Origin of the sequence: Bacteroides ndongoniae, assembly GCF_900108345.1 — a bacterium.
Taxonomy (GTDB): domain Bacteria; phylum Bacteroidota; class Bacteroidia; order Bacteroidales; family Bacteroidaceae; genus Bacteroides; species Bacteroides ndongoniae.
In genome coordinates this window covers 492887-515406 of sequence record NZ_FNVV01000013.1, presented here as the reverse complement: position 1 = coordinate 515406, position 22520 = coordinate 492887, and the positions used below count along the sequence as shown (strand labels likewise).

Below are 22520 nucleotides of genomic sequence, written 5' to 3'. Positions count from 1 at the left end.
AAACAGTATAAAAGAAAGCCCATGCCTCTGTTTCCACCCATTATTTGGTTTTAAAATCATAAAGTTTCATTTGCAAATCTATACGGAACACATCTTGCATTGTTCGTTCCATGCCCACCACACGAATTCTAGGATCTGTTTCCCCGCTGTCCAATGAAATCTGAGTACCATTGTCTATTTCGGTAAAAGAGCAAAAGAGACTGATAGAATGAATTATATTAGATCCCACAGAAGTTTCAACATTCCACGACTGAACAGGAAAACAGAAACTTGCTTGAATGTGTCCGTTTCCATCAGATATCGCAGGGCTATAAGCCTCAGGAGTCTTAAAATTATACATGGGTTGCTTACCGGTAGTCAGTTCCTCATACAAATTTGTTGATGCCTTTCCATCATTATTGACGTCCAAAGCCTTATCTGTATAGAATGAAGCTATGTAATAGTTATTATCTGCGAATGGGCTAAATTTCGCTATCTTAAGAAATCCAATTCCACTAATAATTTTCCCTGGCATTGCAAAGGCAAAAGAAGCTTCCAATACGTCTAAAGCCGTAAAACGACCATTCAATCTTAAATAACAAGGAGGAAGCGTATCCTGACCTTCTACCCAATACCATTCATCCAAAATCGGGTTCTCGACAACCACAATTCCATTATCGAAAGTATAATGGCCTTTAGCACAAAGATGCGGACTATAAGTCGGAAGAGCAGACAGACTACGATAGCTAACGCTATCTGCACTTTCGAACGTAAGTGCAAAATCACCGTCGAATGCATAGGTTTTCCCAATAGGCGCACTTGTCATAACAAACGGGGTTTCATCCGTTATTACATCATTACTGACGCAAGAGAAAAAAGACAATAAAGCAAATAAAATAAACAGGTAACGAAGATTTCTTATCATGCCATTTCCATAAAATAATCAGATTATCAACCACATAACACATATTATCAACTTCTGCAAGTTTTGGTAAAGTCGAAACTTGCAGAAGTTAAAGATTATCGTCTACTTTCACAAAAAAGGAATATCAGAAACGATAACCCACCGACAACTGAAGGCCGTAATCACGCAAACTGCACATTTTATGAATACGTTTCAGCGCTTCGAAATAATCCAAAGACACGGTATAATGTTTTCCTATCACCGCTTTCAGACCAGCTACTCCCCCGTATGTCCATTTGCGCAAAGGAGATATTCCATCAGTTATTATTCGAGGATCCTCAAAAACGACGTAAGAAAAGCCATCCATCGGTTTCCATTGTGTATATATCATGGATTTTCCCTCTGCCTCCTGTTTCCCCGGATAAGCAATTGAAGAACTTCCGGCATTGAAGTTCCACATGGCATACAAGCCAATAGAAGGAATAAGGTTCAGGTTCTCTCTGATACGAAAGTTGTAGCCTACTTTTACAGGAAGCACCAAGTGATTCAGTTTGATTTCAGTATCGGGAAAAGGGAATCCTCCAAAAGTAGATCCCAACTTCATATTACTTTTTGTATTCATAAAGGTCAATCCCGAAAGCAACATCCAATGTCGCTTAAACTCATAATCGACCGTTACTCCTACTTGTCCTCCCGGTTTCATACCGCCTACCTTCTCCGACATCAATTTATGAAGCCCTTTAAAATGTGTCAGATTCATTCCGGCCTCTACGCCCCAATGAAATTCTTGAGCGAATATCAGACAAGGGAAAAACGCAACAAATAATACTGTAATAAACCTTCTCATAAACTTTATCCATTAAAAATAAATTATCTACCTAATTATAATCTATAGGGACCCGGGTAACAAGTTTGTCATTACATGAGGCAAAATTGAAACGTGTACTTTTTCTTTTAGCATACTGTGCTGCTTCGCTCATTGGTGTTACAAAAAATACCATCAAAAGAGCCATAACTAATTTTGTTTTCATTTTAGTGCTTTTTATTGATTAACGACTGCAAAGTTAATGTCCAACAATAAAAAACAGGCAAAAAATGAATCACACTACAAATACATAAGTAACTGTTTTACAAGCAAATAAAATTTTAGAATATCACATTTCATCTATAATCTCTATTCATCCGTTCCTTAATGCGATATTTCCGCTGGGCAATAATATGTGTATCTGTATTCCCAAAGCAAAGAGCAATAGTTTGATTGGAAAGCTCCGCTTTCTCCAAACACAAATATAAAAGATCCTCTTCTGTCAATAACGAATAATGAATCTTCATGTCGGAAATAAAATCTGCAAAAAGCTCCCAAACCACTTCTTTAAGTTTCTTCTGATCGCTATTACCTAATACAAGTAGTTCTTTCTTACAGTTCACTTCTTGTGTTGAAAGTCTTAATATTTTTTTGTAAATAGCACTCTGTTTAAAAAGCCAAATACGCAGGTTTTCTTTTTCAAATGTAAGCTTTTCAATAATTGCTTCCCGTTCTTTAATTTCCAGTTTATATCTTTCATTTTCTTGCGAAAAATCAACCTGCTTTTTCTGAAGAAGAGAAATGATACGCTGGCTTTCAGCAATTGAATGCTCCAGATTTTTATACCTTTCACGAGCTTGCCGCAAATTTTGTTCGATTACTATTTTCAGTTTATTCTGCTTATTGATACGATATTGAAAAAATAAAACAAGAATCAATCCACCAAATATAAAAGCTGCAACTATGTTTTTCAAAACAGACTCGTTTTTTTGTTGTGCCCTACTAAGTTTTTCCTTAATATCATACTGATGTACTAATTGTTCAATTTTAGTTGATTGATTAGTTCTGTAAACAGAATCAACTATCTCAATAAATTGGAATAACAAATCCGTGCATTCTAAATAGTTTTCCTGTTCTTCTTTTATACAACCTAAATTCAATAATATGCTAGCTTTCTCTTTCAAACTCAAACGACTACTATCCTCCAAACTCTTATTCATATAATAGGCAGCAGAATCCAAATTATCTTTCAAATAAAAGATATGTCCTATATTATTATAATGCACAGATGGTTTTTCCTTTTGGGAATGCCACAACAAAGATTGCTTGGCATAATATAAGGCAGAATCATACTGTTCTTGAGCACTATATACAGCACTCAATTTACCAGTAAAAAGATCTACCATAGCAGAATCTTTTTGCATCACACCATACTCCAAAGCCTTTCGCTGACAAAATATGGCTGAATCATTTTCTCCTATAATAGAATAATAATGACCAAGATTATACAACGCTATCGCCTTATCTTTATCCGTATAACAACAGCGATACAGTTCATCGAAAGTGTTTTTTGCTTTTTCGTACAAACGTGCATTGTAGTACTCATTACCTAAAGAACTTAGCAAATGTCTCTTCGTCTCTATCTCTTCAGGATAATTCCGAATAATATCAAGGCCTTCCAACAGAAAGCCAATAGCACGTTCGCTTTGTTCCATCTCTATTTCCAAACGGCCTTTATAAAGCAAAGTGATGGCACGTTCCTTCTGGTCGCTGTCATAATAGTCCAAAGCAAGATCCAACAGTGAGTCGCAAGGAAGCAGGGACTTTTCGCACTTATCTGTGGCACGAGCCAGCAATAGCGCATAATACGCACTTTCCGATGCAGACAAATTACATGTATCAGCCAACGTCTCCAACAGATAAAGGGCACTATCGGGACGTTCGGCCAGCAATGAATCGGCTTGTCGGAAAATTGTTTCCAAGTGTTTGTCAGGGCTACATGCCCAAAAAGAAAGCAACAGCAAATATAAAATCAGATTTGGTCTTTTCATCGTTATTCATGTATGTTTGTTCGGCACTTCAAAAGTACAGCATTTTCCATCCAGATTTTAGCCTTCTACCATCAATTAACAGGAGTTTTGGCTTTTTACTCCTTTTTTTCGTTAACTTTGCAAATATACTTCTATTATTAGAAAGCCATGAAAGAGATTAAGCAAAATTCACTACGGGCATGGGTGCTTGCCGCCCGCCCCAAGACCTTGACCGCTGCCCTCATCCCCGTGCTGCTGGGTAGCGCACTTGCTTTCAGCGACGGGTGTTTTCAGGAAATACCGGCCCTGCTGTGTGCCTTTTTTGCCTGCTTCATGCAAATTGCCGCCAACTTCATCAACGACCTGTTCGATTTCCGCAAAGGCAGCGACCGCGAAGACCGACTCGGTCCCGAACGCGCCTGTGCCCAAGGCTGGATTACGCCGTCGGCCATGAAGACCGGAATCGGCCTGACACTGCTGATTGCCTCGCTGACCGGCTTGAGCCTGCTGTTCTACCTCTGGGGAAAACTGCCACATGGTGGCTGGGAACTGATTCTGGTGGGTGTACTGTGCATACTGTTCGCATTCCTATACACCACCTACCTTTCTTATCGGGGCTGGGGCGACCTGCTGGTGCTGATCTTTTTCGGTTTTGTTCCCGTAGGAGGTACTTACTACGTACAAAGCGGCACACTGAATGCCGATGTGGTAGTGCTCTCCATCGTCTGCGGACTGGTGGTTGATACCCTGCTCATACTGAACAACTACCGCGACCGCGAACAAGATGCACGTAGCGGAAAGCGCACACTGGTAGTCCGCTTCGGCGAAAAGTTCGGCAGCCAGTTGTATCTGGGTTGCGGCATCCTGGCCGTATTGCTCTGTCTGTGGTTCCTCTACACCGGTCACCTGACATTACTCGAATTTATCTGGGCTCCCTGCGTTTACTTCTACCTGCATGCACTGACGTGGCGGAAGATGGTTGCCATACACAGCGGCAAAAAGCTGAACAGCATACTGGGAGAAACTTCGCGCAACATGTTGTTTATGGGGTTGCTGCTGAGTGTAGCGCTCTGTCAATGACAGATGCAACTTTCATAACCTCCTGAACCGCATCAAAGTATACTAAATCTCAAACTTAAACGTATTGTATAAACTGTATAAAACCTAAAATGAACAAACTGAACGGATTTCTTTACGGAATCATCTCGTCGGCATCATTCGGTCTGATCCCACTTTTCGCCATTCCGGCCATGCAACACGGCATGGACTTTATGAACGTGATAACTTACAGATTCCTTTTCGCCACCATCGCTTTAGCCATCCTTCTCAAAGTGAGGAAAGTATCTTTCGCCATTGAAAAGTCCGACTTACCTACCCTGCTGCTACTTTCGGTCTTCTACATCGTTTCGTCAGTCTTTCTACTTTGGGGCTACAAGTTCATGCCGTCGGGAATAGCTACCACCATCCACTTCATGTATCCTGTCATCACAACCCTGGTTATGATGCTTCTCTTCCACGAAAAAAACTCGCTGAGCCGCACTCTGGCCATCCTTATGGCAATAGCCGGAGTATATGCTTTATCGTATACCGACTCGCAAGGCGAAACCAATCTTGTCGGAATCATCATCGTATTATTGTCGGCCGTAGGCTATGCACTTTATCTGGTGACCGTCGGACAACGGAAAAACAAAGAACTGAAAGGCCTGCGACTTACCTTCTACGTATTCTTTTTCAGCACGCTGATGCTTATAACCGGAATGCTTACCACAGGCAGCCTGCATTCGATACCCGACATCCCGACCTTCGGCAATCTACTGCTTCTGGCCATTATTCCTACCATCGTATCCAACCTGACACTCATCGAAGCCATCAAATACATTGGAGCAACACAAACTTCGGTGCTGGGAGCTATGGAACCTGTAACGGCTGTCATTGTTGGCATCACAGTATTTGGAGAGGCTTTCACACTTCCCATTGCCATTGGAATCGTACTTATTATTGCAGCTGTCACCATCATCATCCTAAAAAGATGACAACAACCGAAACGGAGGTGTATCGTACCCGTTTCTTCCACACTTGCACCGCTCAAAACAAACACTTGCACGGCTCATGAGCCACACTTGTACGGCTCGCGAGCCGTGCAAGTGTGGAAGAAAGGTACTTTTTGGCAGGAACAACGCTTGCACGGTTGGCACATACGGATGCACAGGAAAGCCCGCAACCGAAAAGCATCTAAATAAAAAATGGAAAACAGAGAACCGCATCGGCCGTCCTCCGTTTTCCATTATTTGTCTATATGCACATCTCCTTACGCTATATGCTCAGCGCTTACCGTACATCCGTTCGTAGTAATTCTGATAGTCGCCGCTGGTTACTTCTTCAACCCAAGCCTGATTGTTCAGATACCATTCGATGGTCTTCACAATACCGACTTCGAACTTCGTTTCAGGATACCAGCCCAAAGCGTTGGTAATCTTGGTGGGGTCGATGGCGTAACGCTGGTCGTGCCCCAGACGGTCCTTGACAAAAGTAATCAAGTCTTCGTTGATCCAGCTGATATCAATCTGACCGTCGGCGCCTTTCACCTGTTTCTTCAATACCTGGCGGTATTCGGGCTTCTCGGTCATCAGGCGATGAATGGTGGCGATGGTCAGCTTCACAATTTCCAGATTGGTCTTCTCGTTATGACCGCCTACGTTGTAAACTTCGCCTTCTGCACCTTCGCGCACCACAAGGTCGATGGCCTTGCAATGGTCTTCCACGTAGAGCCAGTCGCGTACGTTGCTTCCGTCGCCATAAACAGGCAGCTTCTTGCCTTCAAGGATATTCTTGATAATCAGCGGAATCAGTTTCTCGGGGAAGTGATACGGACCGTAGTTATTGGAGCAGCGAGTGATAGTCACCGGCATCTTATAAGTATCGTGATAAGCCATTACCACCATATCGGCACTGGTCTTGCTGGCACTGTACGGGCTGTGCGGACAGAGCGGGGTAGTCTCGGTGAAATAACCTTCGGCACCCAACGAACCATATACCTCGTCAGTCGATACCTGATGATAGCGCACGCCTTTGCGCCAAGTAGGATAGCCAAACTCGTCCTTGCCAGTCACCCAAGCACGGCGGGCAGCATCCAACAGGTTCTGCGTACCCAGAATGTTGGTTTGCAGGAACAACTGCGGATTTTCGATACTACGGTCCACGTGGCTCTCGGCAGCGAAGTTCACTACATAGTCGAATTTGTATTCGGCAAACAGACGGTCGGCCAACTGGCGGTCGCAAATGTCGCCTTTCACAAAGAAGCAGCGTTCGTTGTCGATGTCAGCTGCAATGGTACCCAAGTTTCCGGCATAAGTCAACGCATCCAGAATGACCACTTTGATGTCGTTGTGCTTAGCCAGAATATATTTAATGTAATTTGCTCCGATAAACCCGGCAGCACCGGTTACAAGATATGTCTTCATTTGATGAATGAAAAATTAATAATGAATATTAAGTATTTAGTTCCTTAGCTTTTGAGTCTGTAAGTCCACAAGTTACTGTTTTACCTTACTCCATAGACCTACGCACTTACCAACTCCCCCTCTCGTTGGGAGAGGGGCCAGGGGTGAGGCATTATTTATGCGACTCTGCCAGTTCCATCAGGTATTTGCCGTACTCCGTTTTGCCCAGCTGCTCGCCCAGATGATAAAGCTGGTCTACATCAATCCAGCCCTTACGCCATGCAATCTCCTCGATGCAGCTTACGCGGAAGCCCTGACGGTTCTGAATGGTAGCTACGAAGTTGCTTGCTTCGAGCAGGCTGTCGCAATTGCCGGTATCGAGCCAGGCAAAACCGCGTCCGAAGAGTTCCACACGCAACGTACCTTCTTCAAGGTAGAGGCGGTTCAAATCGGTAATCTCGTATTCGCCACGGGCCGAAGGCTTCAGGCTCGCCGCTTTTTCGGTAACGGTAGCGTCGTAAAAGTAAAGACCGGGAACGGCATAGTTGCTTTTGGGCACTGCCGGCTTTTCTTCGAGAGAAATCGCCTTGCCGTCGGCATCGAACTCGACAACCCCATACGCACGCGGATCTTTCACATAATAACCAAAGATGCAGGCACCCTTCTCAATGGAAGCAGCACGCTTCAGCATGGCCGAAAAGCCCTGACCATAGAACATGTTATCGCCCAGAATCAGACAACCCGGTTCGCCGTTCAGAAAATCGGCTCCCAGCACAAAAGCCTGTGCCAGTCCGTTGGGCTGCTCCTGTATCTTATAAGAAAAGGACATTCCCAGTTCCTCGCCTGTACCCAGCAAGTCGCGGAACATCGGCAAATCGCGCGGAGTAGAAATAATCAGTACCTCACGAATACCGGCTAACATCAATGTAGAGAGAGGATAGTAGATCATAGGTTTGTCATAAACAGGCATAATCTGCTTGGAAATGGCCTTTGACAACGGATAAAGACGAGTGGCACTGCCACCGGCAAGAATAATTCCTTTCATATTTCAGTTCTTAGGTTTTATAAATATCAACGGGAGAATAAAATAAGAAGGAGGACAAAGCCCCACGGCTCTTGGTGCTATTCAAGACGCAAAGGTAACGAAATTTAGTTGGAGGACAAAATTAAAAGATTAAAAAATTCGACCATCTAATAATGGATTACGGCAGAAGAAAGATAGAATAAATCATGCTTTTTTTGTTAAAATCCACTTCAATCCTCAAAAGTGTGTTATAAAAAACAAGTTTTCCTACAGAAGATTTGCAGATTCCAGAAAAGGCCGTACCTTTGCAATGTGTTTTTCATAGTATTAGATTTAAGGTTAACAAAGGTTGGAGTACAGCGGTACTCCTTTTTTTATGCCCATACCCGAAGGCAGACACACTGTACATACCGCCATCCCTCTACTTCCGGTCTGCCAGTTCGATGACTTCCAAATCCCTGAATGTACCACTGTCTATCACAAAACGCACCAACGTACGCACTTTGTGAAACCCGCTGATGCCTGCCGCTCCCGGATTGATGTGGAGCAGATCGAGCGTCTTGTCATACTTCACTTTCAGAATATGCGAATGCCCGCTGACGAACAGTTTGGGTGGATGCACCAGTATGCTGCCCCGTATGGAAGGATCGTACTTGCCGGGGTAACCGCCGATGTGCTTCATCAGCACTTCCGCTCCCTCGACCGTAAAGCGCAATGTCTGCGGATAAAGCCGACGGATGTCCTGCCCGTCAATGTTTCCATACACAGCCCGGAAGGGACGGAAAGCAGCCAATTTCTGTGCTACTTCCAACGAACCGATGTCGCCGGCATGCCAGATTTCGTCACACGGCTCAAAGTACTGCAGATACCGCTCATCCCAATAAGCATGGGTATCCGATAATAAACCTATTTTCACCATAGTTTCTTTGTTTATTAGACAAAGGTAGCTATTTTTGTATAAAACTTAAAGCTCATGGAAAACAGATATTTCAAGCGCGACATCAGTTGGCTGTCATTCAACTATCGCGTACTGCTCGAAGCCGACGACGACAGTCTGCCTCTCTACGAACGCATCAATTTCATTTCCATCTATTCGTCCAACCTGGAAGAGTTCTACAAAATACGTGTGGCCGACCACAAAGCCATTGCCTCCGGAGTCACCCTAAGCGACGAAGAGAGCAAACAGTCGGCAGCCGAATTAGTAGAAGAAATCAACCGGGAAGTCAACCGCCAATTAGAAGAACGTATCCGCATCTATGAAAAAAAGATTCTGCCCGCACTGAAGAAAAACCACATCATATTCTACCAAAGCCGCAACGTAGAGCCTTTCCACCAAGACTTCGTACGCCGCTTCTTCCGCGAAGAGATATTCCCCTACCTGGCTCCGGTGCCCGTAAGCAAAGACAAAGTCATCTCCTTCCTGCGCGACAACCGCCTGTATCTGGCCGTCCGCCTGTTTCCCAAGCACGCCCCTGCCCAACCCGAATATTTCGTCATGAAGCTGCCTTACAGTAAGGTGCCGCGCTTCATCGAACTGCCACGCCAGGGCAACGACTATTACCTGATGTTCATCGAAGACATCATCAAGGCGAACATCGACACCATCTTCCCCGGCTACAACGTGGATAGCAGCTACTGCATCAAGATATCACGCGATGCCGACATCCTGATAGACGATACGGCCAATACGTCGGAAATCATCGAACAGGTGAAGACCAAGATAAAAAAACGCAAGATAGGTGCCGTATGCCGTTTCGTCTACGACCGTGCCATGCCGCAGGATTTTCTGGACTTTCTGGTAGACGCCTACCGCATCGACCGGAACGAGCTGGTGCCGGGCGACAAGCATCTGAATATGGAAGACCTGAACCACCTGCCCAACCCCAACAGGAAACTGCTTCCCATCCGAAAGCCTCAGCCCATGAAGCTGACCTGTCTGGACGAGCGTGAATCCATCTTCCACTATATTGAGAAGAAAGACCTGCTGCTGCACTACCCCTATCATGCTTTCGACCACTTCATCCACTTTCTGTACGAAGCCGTACACGAACCGACCGTACGCGAAATCATGGTGACGCAATACCGCGTAGCAGAAAACTCCAACGTCATCAACACCCTGATAGCCGCGGCACAGAACGGAAAGAAAGTCACCGTCTTCGTTGAACTGAAAGCCCGTTTCGACGAAGAGAACAACCTGGCTACGGCCGAAATGATGCAGAATGCCGGCATCAACATCATCTACAGCATACCCAAGCTGAAGGTACATGCCAAAGTGGCCCTTGTGTTGAGACGCGACCGCCAGGGGCACAAAATGACAAGCTATGCCTACATCAGCACAGGCAACTTCAACGAAAAGACCGCTACCCTATATGCCGACAGCGGCCTGTTCACCTGCAATCCACGGCTGGTCAACGACCTGCATAACCTGTTCCGCACCTTGCAAAGAAAAAAACAGAACCCTAAATTCAACCTGCTGCTTGTGGCACAGTTCAACCTCATCCCCGAGCTGAACCGACTCATCGACCACGAAATAGAACTGGCCAAGCGCGGAAAAGGAGGCCGCATCATCCTGAAGATGAACGCCCTGCAGGACCCTACTATGATAGAACGCCTGTACGAGGCCTCGCAAGCCGGCGTCGAAATAGACCTCATTGTGCGCGGCATCTGCTGCCTCATCCCCGGACAGGAATACAGCCGCAACATACGCATCACCCGTATCGTCGACACCTTCCTGGAACATGCCCGCATCTGGTACTTCGGCAACGGCGGAAAACCCAAGCTGTTCCTGGGGTCGCCCGACTGGATGCGCCGCAACCTGTACCGGCGCATCGAAGCCGTCACTCCGGTTCTGGATCCCGACCTGAAACAGGAACTGGCAGACATGCTATCCATACAACTGTCGGACAAACGAAAGGCCTGTTTCGTCGACGACAAACTGCGCAACTGCTGGAAGTCGCCCCACCCGCAAAAAGAGAAAATACGTTCGCAATACACCTTTTACGAGTACCTGAAAAGCAAATTGTAACACGGTTGTAATATGTATGACATTTCCATGCAACAAAAATGCTGTTCCTTTGCAGCCAAATAAAATACAATAGTTCATGGAAACAATTTATCTGTGTATCGTCATCTTCCTGTTCGTCCTTGCGGTATTCGACCTTATCGTGGGAGTCAGCAATGATGCAGTCAATTTTCTTCAGTCGGCCGTAGGAGCCAAAGCAGCTTCGTTCAAGACAGTCCTGTTCATTGCTGCTATCGGAGTCTTTATCGGCGCCTCACTCAGTAACGGCATGATGGACATTGCCCGGCACGGTATCTACCAGCCGGAACATTTCTATTTCGCCGAAATCATGTGTATCCTGCTGGCGGTCATGCTGACCGATGTCGTACTGCTGGATGTATTCAACAGCATGGGTCTTCCCACTTCCACCACTGTATCGATGGTATTCGAGCTGTTGGGAGGTACATTTGCACTGGCCCTTATCAAAGTCTACAGCGATGATTCGCTCGGTTTGGGAGACCTCATCAACACAGACAAGGCCCTGTCCGTCATCATGGCCATCTTCGTATCTGTGGCCATCGCGTTCTTCTTCGGTATGCTGGTACAGTGGCTGGCACGTATCATTTTCTCCTTCAACTACAAAAAGCACATGAAGTACAGCATTGCGCTGTTCGGCGGTGTAGCTGCCACTTCCATCATCTACTTCATGCTGATAAAGGGTCTGAAGGACAGTTCGTTCATGACATCCGACTACAAACACTGGATACAGGAGAACACCGGAATGCTGATCGTAGCGTTCTTCGTATTCTTCACCATCCTGATGCAGATTCTGCACTTGTGTAAAGTCAATATATTCAAGGTAGTGGTGCTGCTGGGAACATTTGCACTGGCACTGGCTTTTGCCGGTAACGACCTGGTGAACTTCATCGGTGTGCCTCTGGCCGGTTATTCTTCCTTTATGGATTATACGGCCAACGGTGCAGGAGCCGGAGCCGATGGCTTCCTGATGACTTCTCTGCTCGGTCCGGCCAAAACACCCTGGTACTTCCTCTTTGCAGCCGGTGCCATCATGGTCTATGCACTTTACACCTCTAAGAAAGCACACAATGTAATCAAGACTTCTGTCGACCTGTCCCGTCAGGACGAAGGAGAAGAAAGTTTCGGTAGTACTCCGATAGCCCGTACACTGGTACGTTGCAGTCTGATACTGTCCAACGGAGTATCGAAAATTGTTCCCGAAAGCGCCAAACGCTGGATTGATACCCGCTTCCAGAAAGACGAAGCCATCATTGCCGACGGTGCTGCTTTCGACTTGGTACGTGCTGCCGTCAATCTGGTACTTGCCGGTCTGCTGATCGCCTTGGGTACTTCATTGAAGCTGCCTCTCTCTACTACCTACGTTACTTTCATGGTGGCTATGGGTACTTCGCTTGCCGACCGTGCCTGGGGACGTGATTCTGCCGTATTCCGTATCACCGGCGTACTGAGCGTCATTGGTGGCTGGTTCATCACGGCTGGTGCAGCCTTCACCATCTGTTTCTTTGTAGCCCTCCTGATTCACTTCGGCGGAACAATTGCCATCGTTGCACTGATTGCACTGGCCGTATTCATGCTGATCCGCAGCCAGGTAATGTACAAGAAGCGCAAAGCAAAAGAACAGGTTAACGAAACCCTGAAGCAGTTGCTCCAAAGCTCGGACAATGCCGAAATCATCGAACTGCTCCGCAAGCATACCCGTCAGGAACTGACCAAGGTACTGGAGTTTACCGAAGAGAACTACGAACGTACAGTCACTTCCTTCCTGCACGAGAATCTGCGTGGCTTACGTCGCTCCATGGGTTCGGTTAAATTCGAGAAACAGCTTATCAAGCAAATGAAACGTACCGGAACATTGGCCATCAGCCGTCTGGACAACAATACAATCCTCGAAAAAGGTCTGTACTACTATCAGGGCAACGACTTTGCCAGCGAGCTGGTATACAGTATCGGACGTCTGTGCGAGCCCTGTCTGGAACACGTCGACAACAACTTCAAGCCGCTGGATGCCATCCAGAAAGGCGAATTTGCCGACGTCAGCGAGGACATCACTTACCTGATACAGACTTGCCGCCACCGCGTAGAAGACAACAACTACGACGGCATGGAAACCGAAATCCGCAAAGCCAACGAGCTGAACGGCGAACTGGCACGCCTGAAGCGTGAGGAACTGCAACGCATCCAGGGACAAAGCAGCAGCATCAAGGTGAGCATGCTCTACCTGACCATGCTGCAGGAAGCCCAGAACGTGGTGACCTACACCATCAATCTGATAAAGGTCAGCCGCAAGTTCCAAAGCGAAGAAGAGGCATAACAAGCCTGCCTGCTACAACTCTGCATAATACAACCGCAGCATCCGGAGACTGCTACAGTCCGTCGAATGCTGCGGTTGTTTTTTTATCTATTCCCGTTCCGGATTTTATCCCTACACGTTTGTTCGCCCGCCTTATAGACTCTCATCTGTTCTCCAAGCGCGAGAACGATCTTCTCATGCCTGTGAGAATAGTTTTCTCATAACTATGAGAACAGTTTTCTCATGACTGTGAGAATGTCTTTCTCATGCCTATGAGAATAAACTTCACCAACCGGGTTATGGTCGCAAATGCCTCGGATAATTGCGGAACATCAGTGGACTTGGAAGTCACTATTGGTCCGATGCCTTTTTCAATCCCATCTTCTGGGCACGCTCCAGCATGAACTGTCGGGCCGCTTCGTACTCGTTGGGAATGACGCCGTCCAGTATGGCATCCTTGATGGCGCTCTTCAGCGCGCCCACCTGCTGGCAGGGAGGCAGGCCGAAAGTCTTCATAATTTCCTCTCCGCTGACCGGCGGCTGGAAGTTACGGATGCGGTCGCGCTCTTCCAGGTCTTTCAGCTTCTGGCGCACCAGTTGGAAGTTGTTCAGGAAGCGCTGTTTCTTGTCCATGTTCTTCGAGGTGATGTCGGCTTCGCAAAGCGTCATCAAGTCGTCGATGTCATCGCCCGCCTCGAACAGCAGACGACGGACGGCCGAATCGGTCACTTCTTCATCGGCTATCACGATGGGGCGCATGTGCAGTCCGACGAGCTTCTGCACATATTTCATCTTCTCGTTCATCGGCAGCTTCATCTTACGGAAGATGTTGGGTATCATCTTCTCGCCAATGAAGTTATGATTGTGGAAAGTCCAGCCCAAACGGGGCTCCCAGCGCTTGGTGGCAGGCTTGGCTATGTCGTGCAGCAAGGCCGCCCAGCGCAGCCAAAGGTTATCGGTCTTCTTGCTGATGTTGTCGAGCACTTCGAGGGTGTGATAGAAATTGTCCTTATGGGCGCGTCCGTTGCGCGTCTCCACTCCCTGCAGGGCAACTAATTCAGGGAAAATCAGTGCCAGAAGGCCGCAACGATCCAGGTCGACAAAACCTTTCGAAGGTACGGGCGACAGCATGATTTTGTTCAGCTCGTCGGCAATACGTTCTTTCGAAATGATGGAAATGCGCTCCTTGTTGCGGCAAAGCGAATCGAACGTCTCATCGTCGATGTAGAAGTTCAGCTGGGTAGCAAAGCGGATGCAGCGCATCATGCGCAAGGGGTCGTCGCTGAACGTCACGTCCGGGTCGAGCGGCGTGCGGATGGTACGTTCTTTCATATCGTCCATGCCACCAAAGGGGTCTACCAGTTCGCCGTAGCGAGCTTCGTTCAGGCAGACAGCCAGAGCGTTGATGGTGAAGTCGCGACGGTTCTGGTCGTCTTCCAGCGTACCATCTTCCACAACAGGCTTGCGGGAGTCGTGCGTGTAGGACTCCTTGCGGGCACCGACAAACTCCACTTCCGTACCGCGGAACTTCAACTGGGCCGTACCGAAGTTCTTGAAGACAGACACATGCGCACCCTTGCCCAACCGACGGCCCAACGCCTCGGCCATGGCAATGCCGCTGCCCACCACAACCACATCGATATCCTTGGAAGGACGTTGCAGAAAAATGTCGCGAACGTATCCGCCTACCACGTAGCATTCCAGCCCAAGCTCGTCTGCCGTCGCGGATATTTGCTTGAATATATTGTCACTGAAACGCTGTTTCAGTTCTTCAGCTGTCAACTCTATCATATTTTATCGTTTAAGGAAACGCAAAGATACGGATATTATTTCTATTTTTGCTTCAAAAATACACTTACCTAAGTAGACGAGTTTATCAGTTTATAAGTTTTTGAGTTTTTAAGTTGAAGTAAAACAATAACTTATAAACTTACAGACTCAAAAAAACAAAGAACGGAACACCCATGAAGAAAGAATTACTCCTGGCCTGCCTTTGCGGCCTGCTCGTAGCCTGCGAAAACATCGAAAAGAAAGCTGCCGTACAGCTGCAGGCAGCACGTACCGCCTACGAAAACGGCGACTACAACGAAGCCAAACTGCGGATAGACAGTATCAAGATACTCTACCCGAAAGCATTCGACACACGGCGCGAAGGCCAGAAGCTGATGCTTGAAGTGGAACTGAAGGAACAGGAAAAAACTCTTGCTTATCTGGACAGCACCCTCAACGGAAAACAAAAGGAACTGGATGCGCTGAAAGGGAAATTCGTACTTGAGAAAGACACTGCCTACCAGCAAGTCGGGCTCTACCTGCATCCGTCACAGGTGATTGAGAAGAACCTGCACCGCTCGTTCCTGCGTTTCCAGGTAGACGAAACGGGTAAAATGAGCATGACCTCCATCTACTGCGGAGCAAGCAACATCCACCACATCGCTGTGAAAGTAGTAGCCCCTGACGGCAGCTTTGCCGAAACCCCTGCCTCGAAAGACAGTTACGAAACGACCGACCTGGGCGAGAAGATTGAAAAAGCCGACTACAAACTGGGCGAAGACGGCAACGTCATCGGATTCATCTGCATGAATCGCGACAAGAACCTCAAGGTGAACTATCAGGGAGAGCGTTCCTACTCGACCACCATGACTGCTACCGACCGCCAGGCTGCTGCCGGCATCTACGAACTGGCCCAAGTGCTGGCTGCCATCACCGAAATCAAACAGAACATCGAGGAAGCCAACCGGAAGTTGGAGTTCGTCAAGCATAAGCTGGCGCAACCCCGCACGGAGGAGTAGACTTATCCGTCCTGTTCCGTCAGCATCTCCAGCAGTTCCTTGTCGGTCAGCTTGTAACCGGCATTGGCGCCTTCGAGCAATGAGTCGGCCAAGTCGCGCTTGGTGCGGTGAAGGCGCAGTATTTTCTCTTCGATGGTGTGCTGGGCTATCAGGTGATAAACGGTCACACGATTCTGTTGCCCGATGCGATAGGCACGGTCGGTGGCCTGTTGTTCGATGGCCGGATTCCACCACGGGTCCAGATGGATGACGTAATTGGCTCCCGTCAGATTCAGCCCCAGTCCGCCAGCCTTCAGACTGATGAGGAAGATGGGGCACTCGCCCTGCTGAAACTTCCGTACCAGCTCCTCACGCTGCTTCATGGTTACCGAACCGTCCAGATAGAAATAAGGTTCGCCCTGCTCGTCAAGGCGCTTCCGAACCAACTCCAGAAAAGACGTAAACTGGCTAAAGACCAATACCCGGTTGTTACCCTCCTTTATTTCAGCTATCAGGTCGAGCAGCATCTGTATCTTCGTCGTCTCGCCTTTCCAGCGGCTGTCTGTCAGGGCTATGGAACAGGCTGCCTGACGCAATCGGGTGATTTCGGCCAGTGTACTCATGCTTACGGCATTGCTTTCTTCGAGCATCGCCTTGGCACGACGGCGAATCACTTCGTACACCGCCATTTCTTCTTCCGACAGCTCGACCGGCAAGGTGATTTCCATCTTCTCGGGCAGTTCTTCCACTACCTCGGACTTGGTGCGTCGCAGCATGAAAGGCTGGACAATGCGCTTCAGCTGACGTTGTTTCTCCTTATCGCCTTCTTCAATGGGAACAATGAACTTCAGGCGGAACTGTTCGTAACTGCCCAACAGGCCGGGAGTGATGAAACGGAACAGATTCCACAACTCGCTGAGATGGTTCTGTATGGGAGTACCCGTCAGGATGAGGCGTGCCGATGCCTGCAGTTGCATAGCTACTCTCGACGTCTTCGTATCACGATTCTTTATGGTATGTGCCTCGTCCAGACACACCACATTCCACTGCTTGCTCACCAGCGGCTCTTCCGCATTGACCAGCAGACCGTAAGTCGACAACACCACATCGTATTCGCCCGCACCGTCGATAAGTGCCTTGCGGTCGTCTGCCCCGTTCAGTACATGTACGTTCAACGTAGGGGCAAAGCGTTGCAGTTCGTTCTTCCAGTTGGGAACCACCGAAGCCGGAGCCACCACCAGCGACGCTCCTTCGGCTGCTCTGTACAACAAGAAAGCAATGGTCTGTACCGTCTTTCCCAAACCCATGTCGTCGGCCAGGCAGGCACCGGCTCCCCAACCGGACAAACGCACCATCCAGCGGAATCCTTCGAGCTGATAACCGCGCAAGGTAGCCTGCAAGGTGTTGGGAACACCGGCTTCGATCTTCATGCTGCGCCTGATCGACGTACGCAAGTCGTCCAGCAAACGGTTACCTTGTACTTCCAGCTCGCCCGTCATGGCATCGTCCAGCAAAGGCGCGTTGAAGCGCGAAATGTGCATCTGCCCATGTTCCTTCACGGTAAGCGCCTCCAGCTTACGCAGCTGTTTCAGCAGACTTTCGTTCAGTTTCAGGTAATCGGTTTCGTTCAGACGGATAAAGTTTCCATGGCTCTGTCCCAGCAAGTCGAGCAACTGTGTCATGCTGAGCACGGTGTGGTCGTCAATCTGCACATCTCCTTCGATGTCGAACCAATCGCCCTTTGTCTCCAGACGTACGTGCATGTTCTCGGTCGAAACGGGAAGCTTCAGACGCAGCTTTTCGCCTTCGGGCCACTCGATGTAATAAGTGTCGGAAGACTGGCGCACAAAGTCGATAAGCGAAAGCAACTCTTCGGGCAACAGGCTGATGCTCTGCCTTTCGAGCGAACGGCCGAAGCTGTCTTCCATGAAGTTGTTCAGCACTTCGTAATTCCTGCGTTCCTTGCCGAGGTGGCGCTTCACCTGCACCCGCTTGCCGTCTGCCTCGTCGAACACCAATGCGTTTCCTTCGCCGGGCAGAAAAGCTCCCTTGCCCTTCGGCAAAGGCTTGACATAGGTCTTTACCTCGAACTGCCTGCCTTGCGGACGGACTTGCAAAGCTATCTCAGCACTCCCTTCTACCGTTTCCAGCGTAGAGCCGTTCTCCAGCAGCGACGAATGCACTTCTACCGTATCACTGATGCGGGGCAGGAAGTCCTTCAGTTGCGCCTCGGCTTCCAAAGGGAAATATCCTACCATGAGCAGACGACGGTAATAATCCCACTGCTTCGGCGTGATAGGAATCACGGTATAATAAGTATCAGACTTCTTCAGTACAATATGACTATCGGGCGTATCAAGCAGTGCCGACAGGGGGATGTTGGAGGTTATGTTAAACCGGTTCCCCACTTTCTCCACCGACAGATAAGGTTTCTCCTCGTCTACCTTCACTTGTTCGAAAGGGGCGTAATAGCCGGTATACAGACGGTCGCAGCCTACCATCATAGGCAACATCACACTCAAATACATCGAATCATAGTTGCCCTGCCGGTATTTATTCCAGATCTGCCTGTCAAATTCGTCCATCAACGCCGAACCTTCCTGAAAGTAACGTATATTCGAAATAGGTTTTCCGCTGCTCCACTTCCCCGACTTCAGACGGGTCTGTTCGCGCACTTCTATATAGTTATACTTGATGAGGTACATCAGTCGTGCATCCTTTTCTTCCTTCTGCACGCTGCCTGTCTGGCTTTCGTTCTTCAACAAGTCTTCTATCAGCAACTCCCATGCCTGCTTCCGGCGTATGGAAGTCAGGGCGGGCGACGTACCGTAAATTCGGGTAAGCCGGGCACGTTCCTCCTCAGTCAGATCAATGTAAGCAGACAGTTCGTGCTTTAGTACGGCCTGTTGCGGATGCAGTTCGTAGAAGCCTTTGTCCTGCAAGGGATCTGTCAATTCAAAGTAACGGTTAAACAGAAAACCCAAGTACGAATATAAGACAGACGGATGGAAGAGTGAATCAAAGAGTTGCTGTACCAGTCCCAAACTGGCTTTTCGTTCTTCGTTTCTGAAAGCACTGGCTACGATATAAGCCGGCAACAGGTTCAGCTGTTCTTTCACTCCTCTTTTGTTCCTGAACCGGTCCAGTTTCTTGATGCTTGCAGGCGAATCATCGTGCACGTAGGCCATTATGAGGAAATAGCAGGTCAGGGGATTCTCGAAAATGTTCTTTTCGTGGGCTATCTTGTTTCTTATCTTCAAAGCCTTGTCGAACAATGCCACTGCATCGGCATACCTTTCTCTATGCAGGGCATATACGGCATTCAGTATCCAGAAGAATACGTCGTCGGACGAATCCTGCAAGGGTTTGTACTCGCCGTGCGAATAGTAACGGTAAAGGGCCAGCATGGAACGCAACCGGGATCGCATCGCTGCCGGCAAGGATTTTGTTTCCAACCATTGCAGCAGGTGATTCTGGTCATCAAGATAGTCGTTATCCTGCATATAGACCAACAATTTCGAGAAAGCCTCTGCAAACAAGTCATCGTCCAGTTTCAGGAACAAAGGACTGATGCAGGGATCAAAAGCTACAGGAAACAGGTAAGAGTACATTGAAACCGAAATACGCAACGACGGCAAATCGGCTTCCCGATGTTCGAGTACCGCCATAAAAGCTTCTTCCAGTTCGAGAAACATCGCATTCTTGTTATAATCGTGGTCCACACACCGGCGATAATCGGCTTCCCACTCCGGATGGCGTGTCTTCAGAAAATAAAGAACCGGGAAATAGTATTTATACGAAACACTATACTCATACATTTTGGAAGCCCAGTTGTAGTTGAAGATTGACAACATTCCCTTCGAATTCAGCAAGTCCAGCACCTTTTTCATGCCATGCGGCATGGTCGGCAATGTTTTCCACAACGTTTCCAGGCTCTTGACTGAAACAAAGTCGGCACAATATGCGTAAAAGCACAATACTTTCTGGAGGGTTTCATCCAGTTCTTCTATTTTCGTACAGTTTATAACCAGATTCATGACACAGTTTTCGATTAAGGGAAGCAAAGATAAAAAGAATTACATACAAATGCACTATCTTTGCACCTCATTTAAAACGGACTTATGATTTCAATAGACGGACTGGCCGTAGAATTTGGCGGCACTACTTTATTTAGCGACATTTCTTTTGTGATTAACGAAAAGGACCGCATCGCCCTCATGGGAAAGAACGGAGCCGGAAAAAGCACCCTGCTGAAGATTCTCGCAGGCATCCGGCAGCCCACACGGGGAAAGGTATCGGTGCCCAAAGACTGCGTTGTGGCCTACCTGCCGCAGCACCTGATGACGGAAGACGGACGCACCGTGTTCGAGGAAACTGCCCAGGCCTTTGCCCACCTGCACGAGATGGAGGCCGAGATTGAACGCCTGAACAAGGAACTGGAGACGCGCACCGACTACGAGAGCGACAGCTACATGCAACTCATCGAACAAGTGTCGGCCCTGAGCGAGAAGTTCTACGCCATCGATGCCACCAACTACGAGGAAGACGTGGAAAAGACCTTGCTGGGACTTGGCTTCGAGCGGAGCGACTTCGGCCGCCCCACCAGCGACTTCAGCGGCGGATGGCGCATGCGTATCGAGCTGTCCAAACTGCTGTTGCAGAAGCCCGACGTCCTGCTGCTGGACGAGCCTACCAACCATCTGGACATCGAGTCCATACAGTGGCTCGAAGACTTCCTCATCAACAACGGTAAGGCGGTGGTAGTCATCAGCCACGACCGTAAGTTTGTAGACAACATCACCACCCGCACCATCGAAGTGACCATGGGACGCATCTACGACTACAAGGTGAACTATTCCAAATACCTGGAGCTGCGCAAGGAGCGCCGCGAACAGCAACAGAAAGCCTACGACGAACAGCAGAAGTTCATTGCCGAAACCAAAGAGTTCATCGAACGCTTCAAGGGAACTTACTCGAAAACCTTACAAGTGCAGAGCCGCGTGAAGATGCTGGAGAAACTGGAACTGCTCGAAGTGGACGAGGAAGATACCTCGGCCCTGCGACTGAAGTTCCCCCCGTCGCCCCGCTCGGGCAACTATCCCGTCATCATGGACGGCGTAGGCAAGACGTACGGCGATCACGTGGTGTTCCGCAATGCGACGCTCACCATCGAACGCGGCGACAAGGTGGCTTTCGTAGGCCGAAACGGCGAAGGAAAGTCTACACTGGTGAAGTGCATCATGGGCGAGATTGAACACGAAGGAACCCTGACGCTGGGCCACAACGTACAGATAGGCTACTTCGCACAGAACCAGGCTTCGCTGCTGGACGAAAACCTGACGGTGTTCCAGACCATCGACGACGTGGCCAAAGGCGAGATACGCAACAAGATACGCGACCTGCTGGGTGCTTTTATGTTCGGCAGCCCCGAAGCCTCGATGAAGAAGGTAAAGGTGCTCTCCGGCGGCGAGCGTACCCGACTGGCGATGATCAAACTGCTACTCGAACCGGTCAACCTGCTCATCCTGGACGAGCCTACCAACCATCTGGACCTGAAGACCAAAGACATCCTGAAGCAGGCACTGATGGACTTCGACGGCACACTGATTGTTGTCAGCCACGACCGTGACTTCCTCGACGGACTGGTAAGCAAGGTGTACGAGTTCGGCCACCAGCGCGTCCGCGAACACCTTTGTGGCGTCTACGAATTTCTGGAAAAGAAGAAAATGGAATCGCTCAGCGAACTGGAGAGAAATAAGGTTTCCTGAAAAATCTTTTTGCATACCAAGACAGCCGTTTCCCCGTCTTCGTGACAGGCAAACGGCTGTTTTGCTTACCGCCTCTTTATCTGTTTTCCGCAAAACAGAAGCCCGAACAGCATAAAACGCCCGCAAAAGTGCATAGATATGCACAAAAACACTCCCGAAAATGCTTGTTTTCCACTTCCGCAACGCTTGTGCGGAGTCGGAAGAATGCTTGTATGGCTCGCGAACATTGCTTGTGCGGTACACGAACAACGCTTGTGTGCCTCGGAAACATGGCTTTCTGGTGGAAGGAACACTGGTTCCAGCTCCGTTTTCCGTCGTTTCCATTCTATTTCAACTGTAAACATTTCGCTATCCGTCTATCTATAAGAAAGATACAGAAATCTGCCCGCAAAATTGCGCACATCCCGGGCAACGGGCAGAAATAACGGATTCTCACCGCTTCGGAAATACAAAATGACATTCTGTCAAACCG

General features: G+C 48.4%; 15 protein-coding genes. 6 read left to right on the top strand and 9 right to left on the bottom strand.

What is annotated here, in order from left to right; genetic code table 11:
• Positions 1-40: 40 nt before the first annotated feature.
• From BQ5591_RS06385 to BQ5591_RS06375, 4 genes are all read right to left on the bottom strand, one after another.
• Positions 41-904, bottom strand: coding sequence for a hypothetical protein (locus tag BQ5591_RS06385; RefSeq protein WP_159434437.1), 864 nt, complete (start codon positions 902-904; stop codon positions 41-43).
• 124 nt (positions 905-1028) lie between these two features.
• Positions 1029-1730 carry a porin family protein gene (locus BQ5591_RS06380; protein WP_071148814.1) on the bottom strand — a complete coding sequence of 234 codons (702 nt, stop codon included), beginning with the start codon at positions 1728-1730 and terminating at the stop codon, positions 1029-1031.
• Positions 1731-1761: 31 nt separating this feature from the next.
• Positions 1762-1914 (bottom strand): hypothetical protein, encoded by a 153-nt coding sequence (locus BQ5591_RS21345; protein WP_159434436.1) that lies wholly within the window; start codon positions 1912-1914, stop codon positions 1762-1764.
• Positions 1915-2044: 130 nt separating this feature from the next.
• On the bottom strand, positions 2045-3739 hold the full coding sequence (locus tag BQ5591_RS06375; RefSeq protein ID WP_071148813.1) for a tetratricopeptide repeat protein: 1695 nt from the start codon (positions 3737-3739) through the stop codon (positions 2045-2047).
• A 147-nt stretch (positions 3740-3886) separates the two neighbouring features.
• Here BQ5591_RS06375 and menA point away from each other — a divergent pair, with 147 nt between their 5' ends.
• Positions 3887-4798, top strand: a complete 912-nt coding sequence (menA, locus tag BQ5591_RS06370; protein WP_071148812.1) for a 1,4-dihydroxy-2-naphthoate octaprenyltransferase — start codon at positions 3887-3889, stop codon at positions 4796-4798.
• A gap of 89 nt (positions 4799-4887) precedes the next feature.
• Positions 4888-5751 carry a DMT family transporter gene (locus BQ5591_RS06365; RefSeq protein ID WP_071148811.1) on the top strand — a complete coding sequence of 288 codons (864 nt, stop codon included), beginning with the start codon at positions 4888-4890 and terminating at the stop codon, positions 5749-5751.
• A 288-nt stretch (positions 5752-6039) separates the two neighbouring features.
• Here the strand turns inward: BQ5591_RS06365 and rfbB are convergent, their stop codons facing one another.
• From rfbB to BQ5591_RS06350, 3 genes are all read right to left on the bottom strand, one after another.
• Positions 6040-7179, bottom strand: a complete 1140-nt coding sequence (rfbB, locus tag BQ5591_RS06360) for a dTDP-glucose 4,6-dehydratase (protein WP_071148810.1) — start codon at positions 7177-7179, stop codon at positions 6040-6042.
• Positions 7180-7330: 151 nt separating this feature from the next.
• Complete coding sequence (gene rfbA, locus BQ5591_RS06355; RefSeq protein ID WP_022163381.1) at positions 7331-8203, bottom strand: glucose-1-phosphate thymidylyltransferase RfbA; 873 nt, start codon at positions 8201-8203, stop codon at positions 7331-7333.
• A 400-nt stretch (positions 8204-8603) separates the two neighbouring features.
• Positions 8604-9101 (bottom strand): metallophosphoesterase family protein, encoded by a 498-nt coding sequence (locus BQ5591_RS06350; RefSeq protein ID WP_071148809.1) that lies wholly within the window; start codon positions 9099-9101, stop codon positions 8604-8606.
• A gap of 54 nt (positions 9102-9155) precedes the next feature.
• Between BQ5591_RS06350 and BQ5591_RS06345 the strand changes: the two genes are divergently transcribed.
• Positions 9156-11207 (top strand): RNA degradosome polyphosphate kinase, encoded by a 2052-nt coding sequence (locus tag BQ5591_RS06345; RefSeq protein WP_071148808.1) that lies wholly within the window; start codon positions 9156-9158, stop codon positions 11205-11207.
• 76 nt (positions 11208-11283) lie between these two features.
• A complete protein-coding gene (locus BQ5591_RS06340; RefSeq protein ID WP_071148807.1) occupies positions 11284-13533 on the top strand; it encodes an inorganic phosphate transporter in 2250 nt (749 codons plus the stop codon).
• A gap of 330 nt (positions 13534-13863) precedes the next feature.
• Here the strand turns inward: BQ5591_RS06340 and BQ5591_RS06335 are convergent, their stop codons facing one another.
• Positions 13864-15303, bottom strand: coding sequence for a CCA tRNA nucleotidyltransferase (locus BQ5591_RS06335; RefSeq protein WP_071148806.1), 1440 nt, complete (start codon positions 15301-15303; stop codon positions 13864-13866).
• Positions 15304-15476: 173 nt separating this feature from the next.
• Here BQ5591_RS06335 and BQ5591_RS06330 point away from each other — a divergent pair, with 173 nt between their 5' ends.
• Entirely contained in the window at positions 15477-16301 is an 825-nt protein-coding gene (locus tag BQ5591_RS06330; protein WP_071148805.1) for a hypothetical protein, read from the top strand.
• Between the two features lie 2 nt (positions 16302-16303).
• Here BQ5591_RS06330 and BQ5591_RS06325 read toward each other — a convergent pair whose 3' ends face one another.
• Positions 16304-20317 carry a DEAD/DEAH box helicase gene (locus tag BQ5591_RS06325; RefSeq protein WP_071148804.1) on the bottom strand — a complete coding sequence of 1338 codons (4014 nt, stop codon included), beginning with the start codon at positions 20315-20317 and terminating at the stop codon, positions 16304-16306.
• An 84-nt stretch (positions 20318-20401) separates the two neighbouring features.
• On the opposite strand from BQ5591_RS06325, the gene BQ5591_RS06320 reads away from it, so the two are divergent.
• Positions 20402-22048: an ABC-F family ATP-binding cassette domain-containing protein gene (locus tag BQ5591_RS06320; RefSeq protein WP_071148803.1), complete on the top strand. Its 1647-nt coding sequence runs from the start codon at positions 20402-20404 to the stop codon at positions 22046-22048.
• The last annotated feature ends 472 nt before the right edge of the window (positions 22049-22520 follow it).

Excerpts from the sequence above, each read along its gene's own strand:
- BQ5591_RS06385 (WP_159434437.1), bottom strand. The coding sequence starts at position 904 with ATGATAAGAAATCTTCGTTACCTGTTTATTTTATTTGCTTTATTGTCT.
- BQ5591_RS06380 (WP_071148814.1), bottom strand. The coding sequence starts at position 1,730 with ATGAGAAGGTTTATTACAGTATTATTTGTTGCGTTTTTCCCTTGTCTG.
- BQ5591_RS21345 (WP_159434436.1), bottom strand. The coding sequence starts at position 1,914 with ATGAAAACAAAATTAGTTATGGCTCTTTTGATGGTATTTTTTGTAACA.
- BQ5591_RS06375 (WP_071148813.1), bottom strand. The coding sequence starts at position 3,739 with ATGAAAAGACCAAATCTGATTTTATATTTGCTGTTGCTTTCTTTTTGG.
- menA (WP_071148812.1), top strand. The coding sequence starts at position 3,887 with ATGAAAGAGATTAAGCAAAATTCACTACGGGCATGGGTGCTTGCCGCC.
- BQ5591_RS06365 (WP_071148811.1), top strand. The coding sequence starts at position 4,888 with ATGAACAAACTGAACGGATTTCTTTACGGAATCATCTCGTCGGCATCA.
- rfbB (WP_071148810.1), bottom strand. The coding sequence starts at position 7,179 with ATGAAGACATATCTTGTAACCGGTGCTGCCGGGTTTATCGGAGCAAAT.
- rfbA (WP_022163381.1), bottom strand. The coding sequence starts at position 8,203 with ATGAAAGGAATTATTCTTGCCGGTGGCAGTGCCACTCGTCTTTATCCG.
- BQ5591_RS06350 (WP_071148809.1), bottom strand. The coding sequence starts at position 9,101 with ATGGTGAAAATAGGTTTATTATCGGATACCCATGCTTATTGGGATGAG.
- BQ5591_RS06345 (WP_071148808.1), top strand. The coding sequence starts at position 9,156 with ATGGAAAACAGATATTTCAAGCGCGACATCAGTTGGCTGTCATTCAAC.
- BQ5591_RS06340 (WP_071148807.1), top strand. The coding sequence starts at position 11,284 with ATGGAAACAATTTATCTGTGTATCGTCATCTTCCTGTTCGTCCTTGCG.
- BQ5591_RS06335 (WP_071148806.1), bottom strand. The coding sequence starts at position 15,303 with ATGATAGAGTTGACAGCTGAAGAACTGAAACAGCGTTTCAGTGACAAT.
- BQ5591_RS06330 (WP_071148805.1), top strand. The coding sequence starts at position 15,477 with ATGAAGAAAGAATTACTCCTGGCCTGCCTTTGCGGCCTGCTCGTAGCC.
- BQ5591_RS06325 (WP_071148804.1), bottom strand. The coding sequence starts at position 20,317 with ATGAATCTGGTTATAAACTGTACGAAAATAGAAGAACTGGATGAAACC.
- BQ5591_RS06320 (WP_071148803.1), top strand. The coding sequence starts at position 20,402 with ATGATTTCAATAGACGGACTGGCCGTAGAATTTGGCGGCACTACTTTA.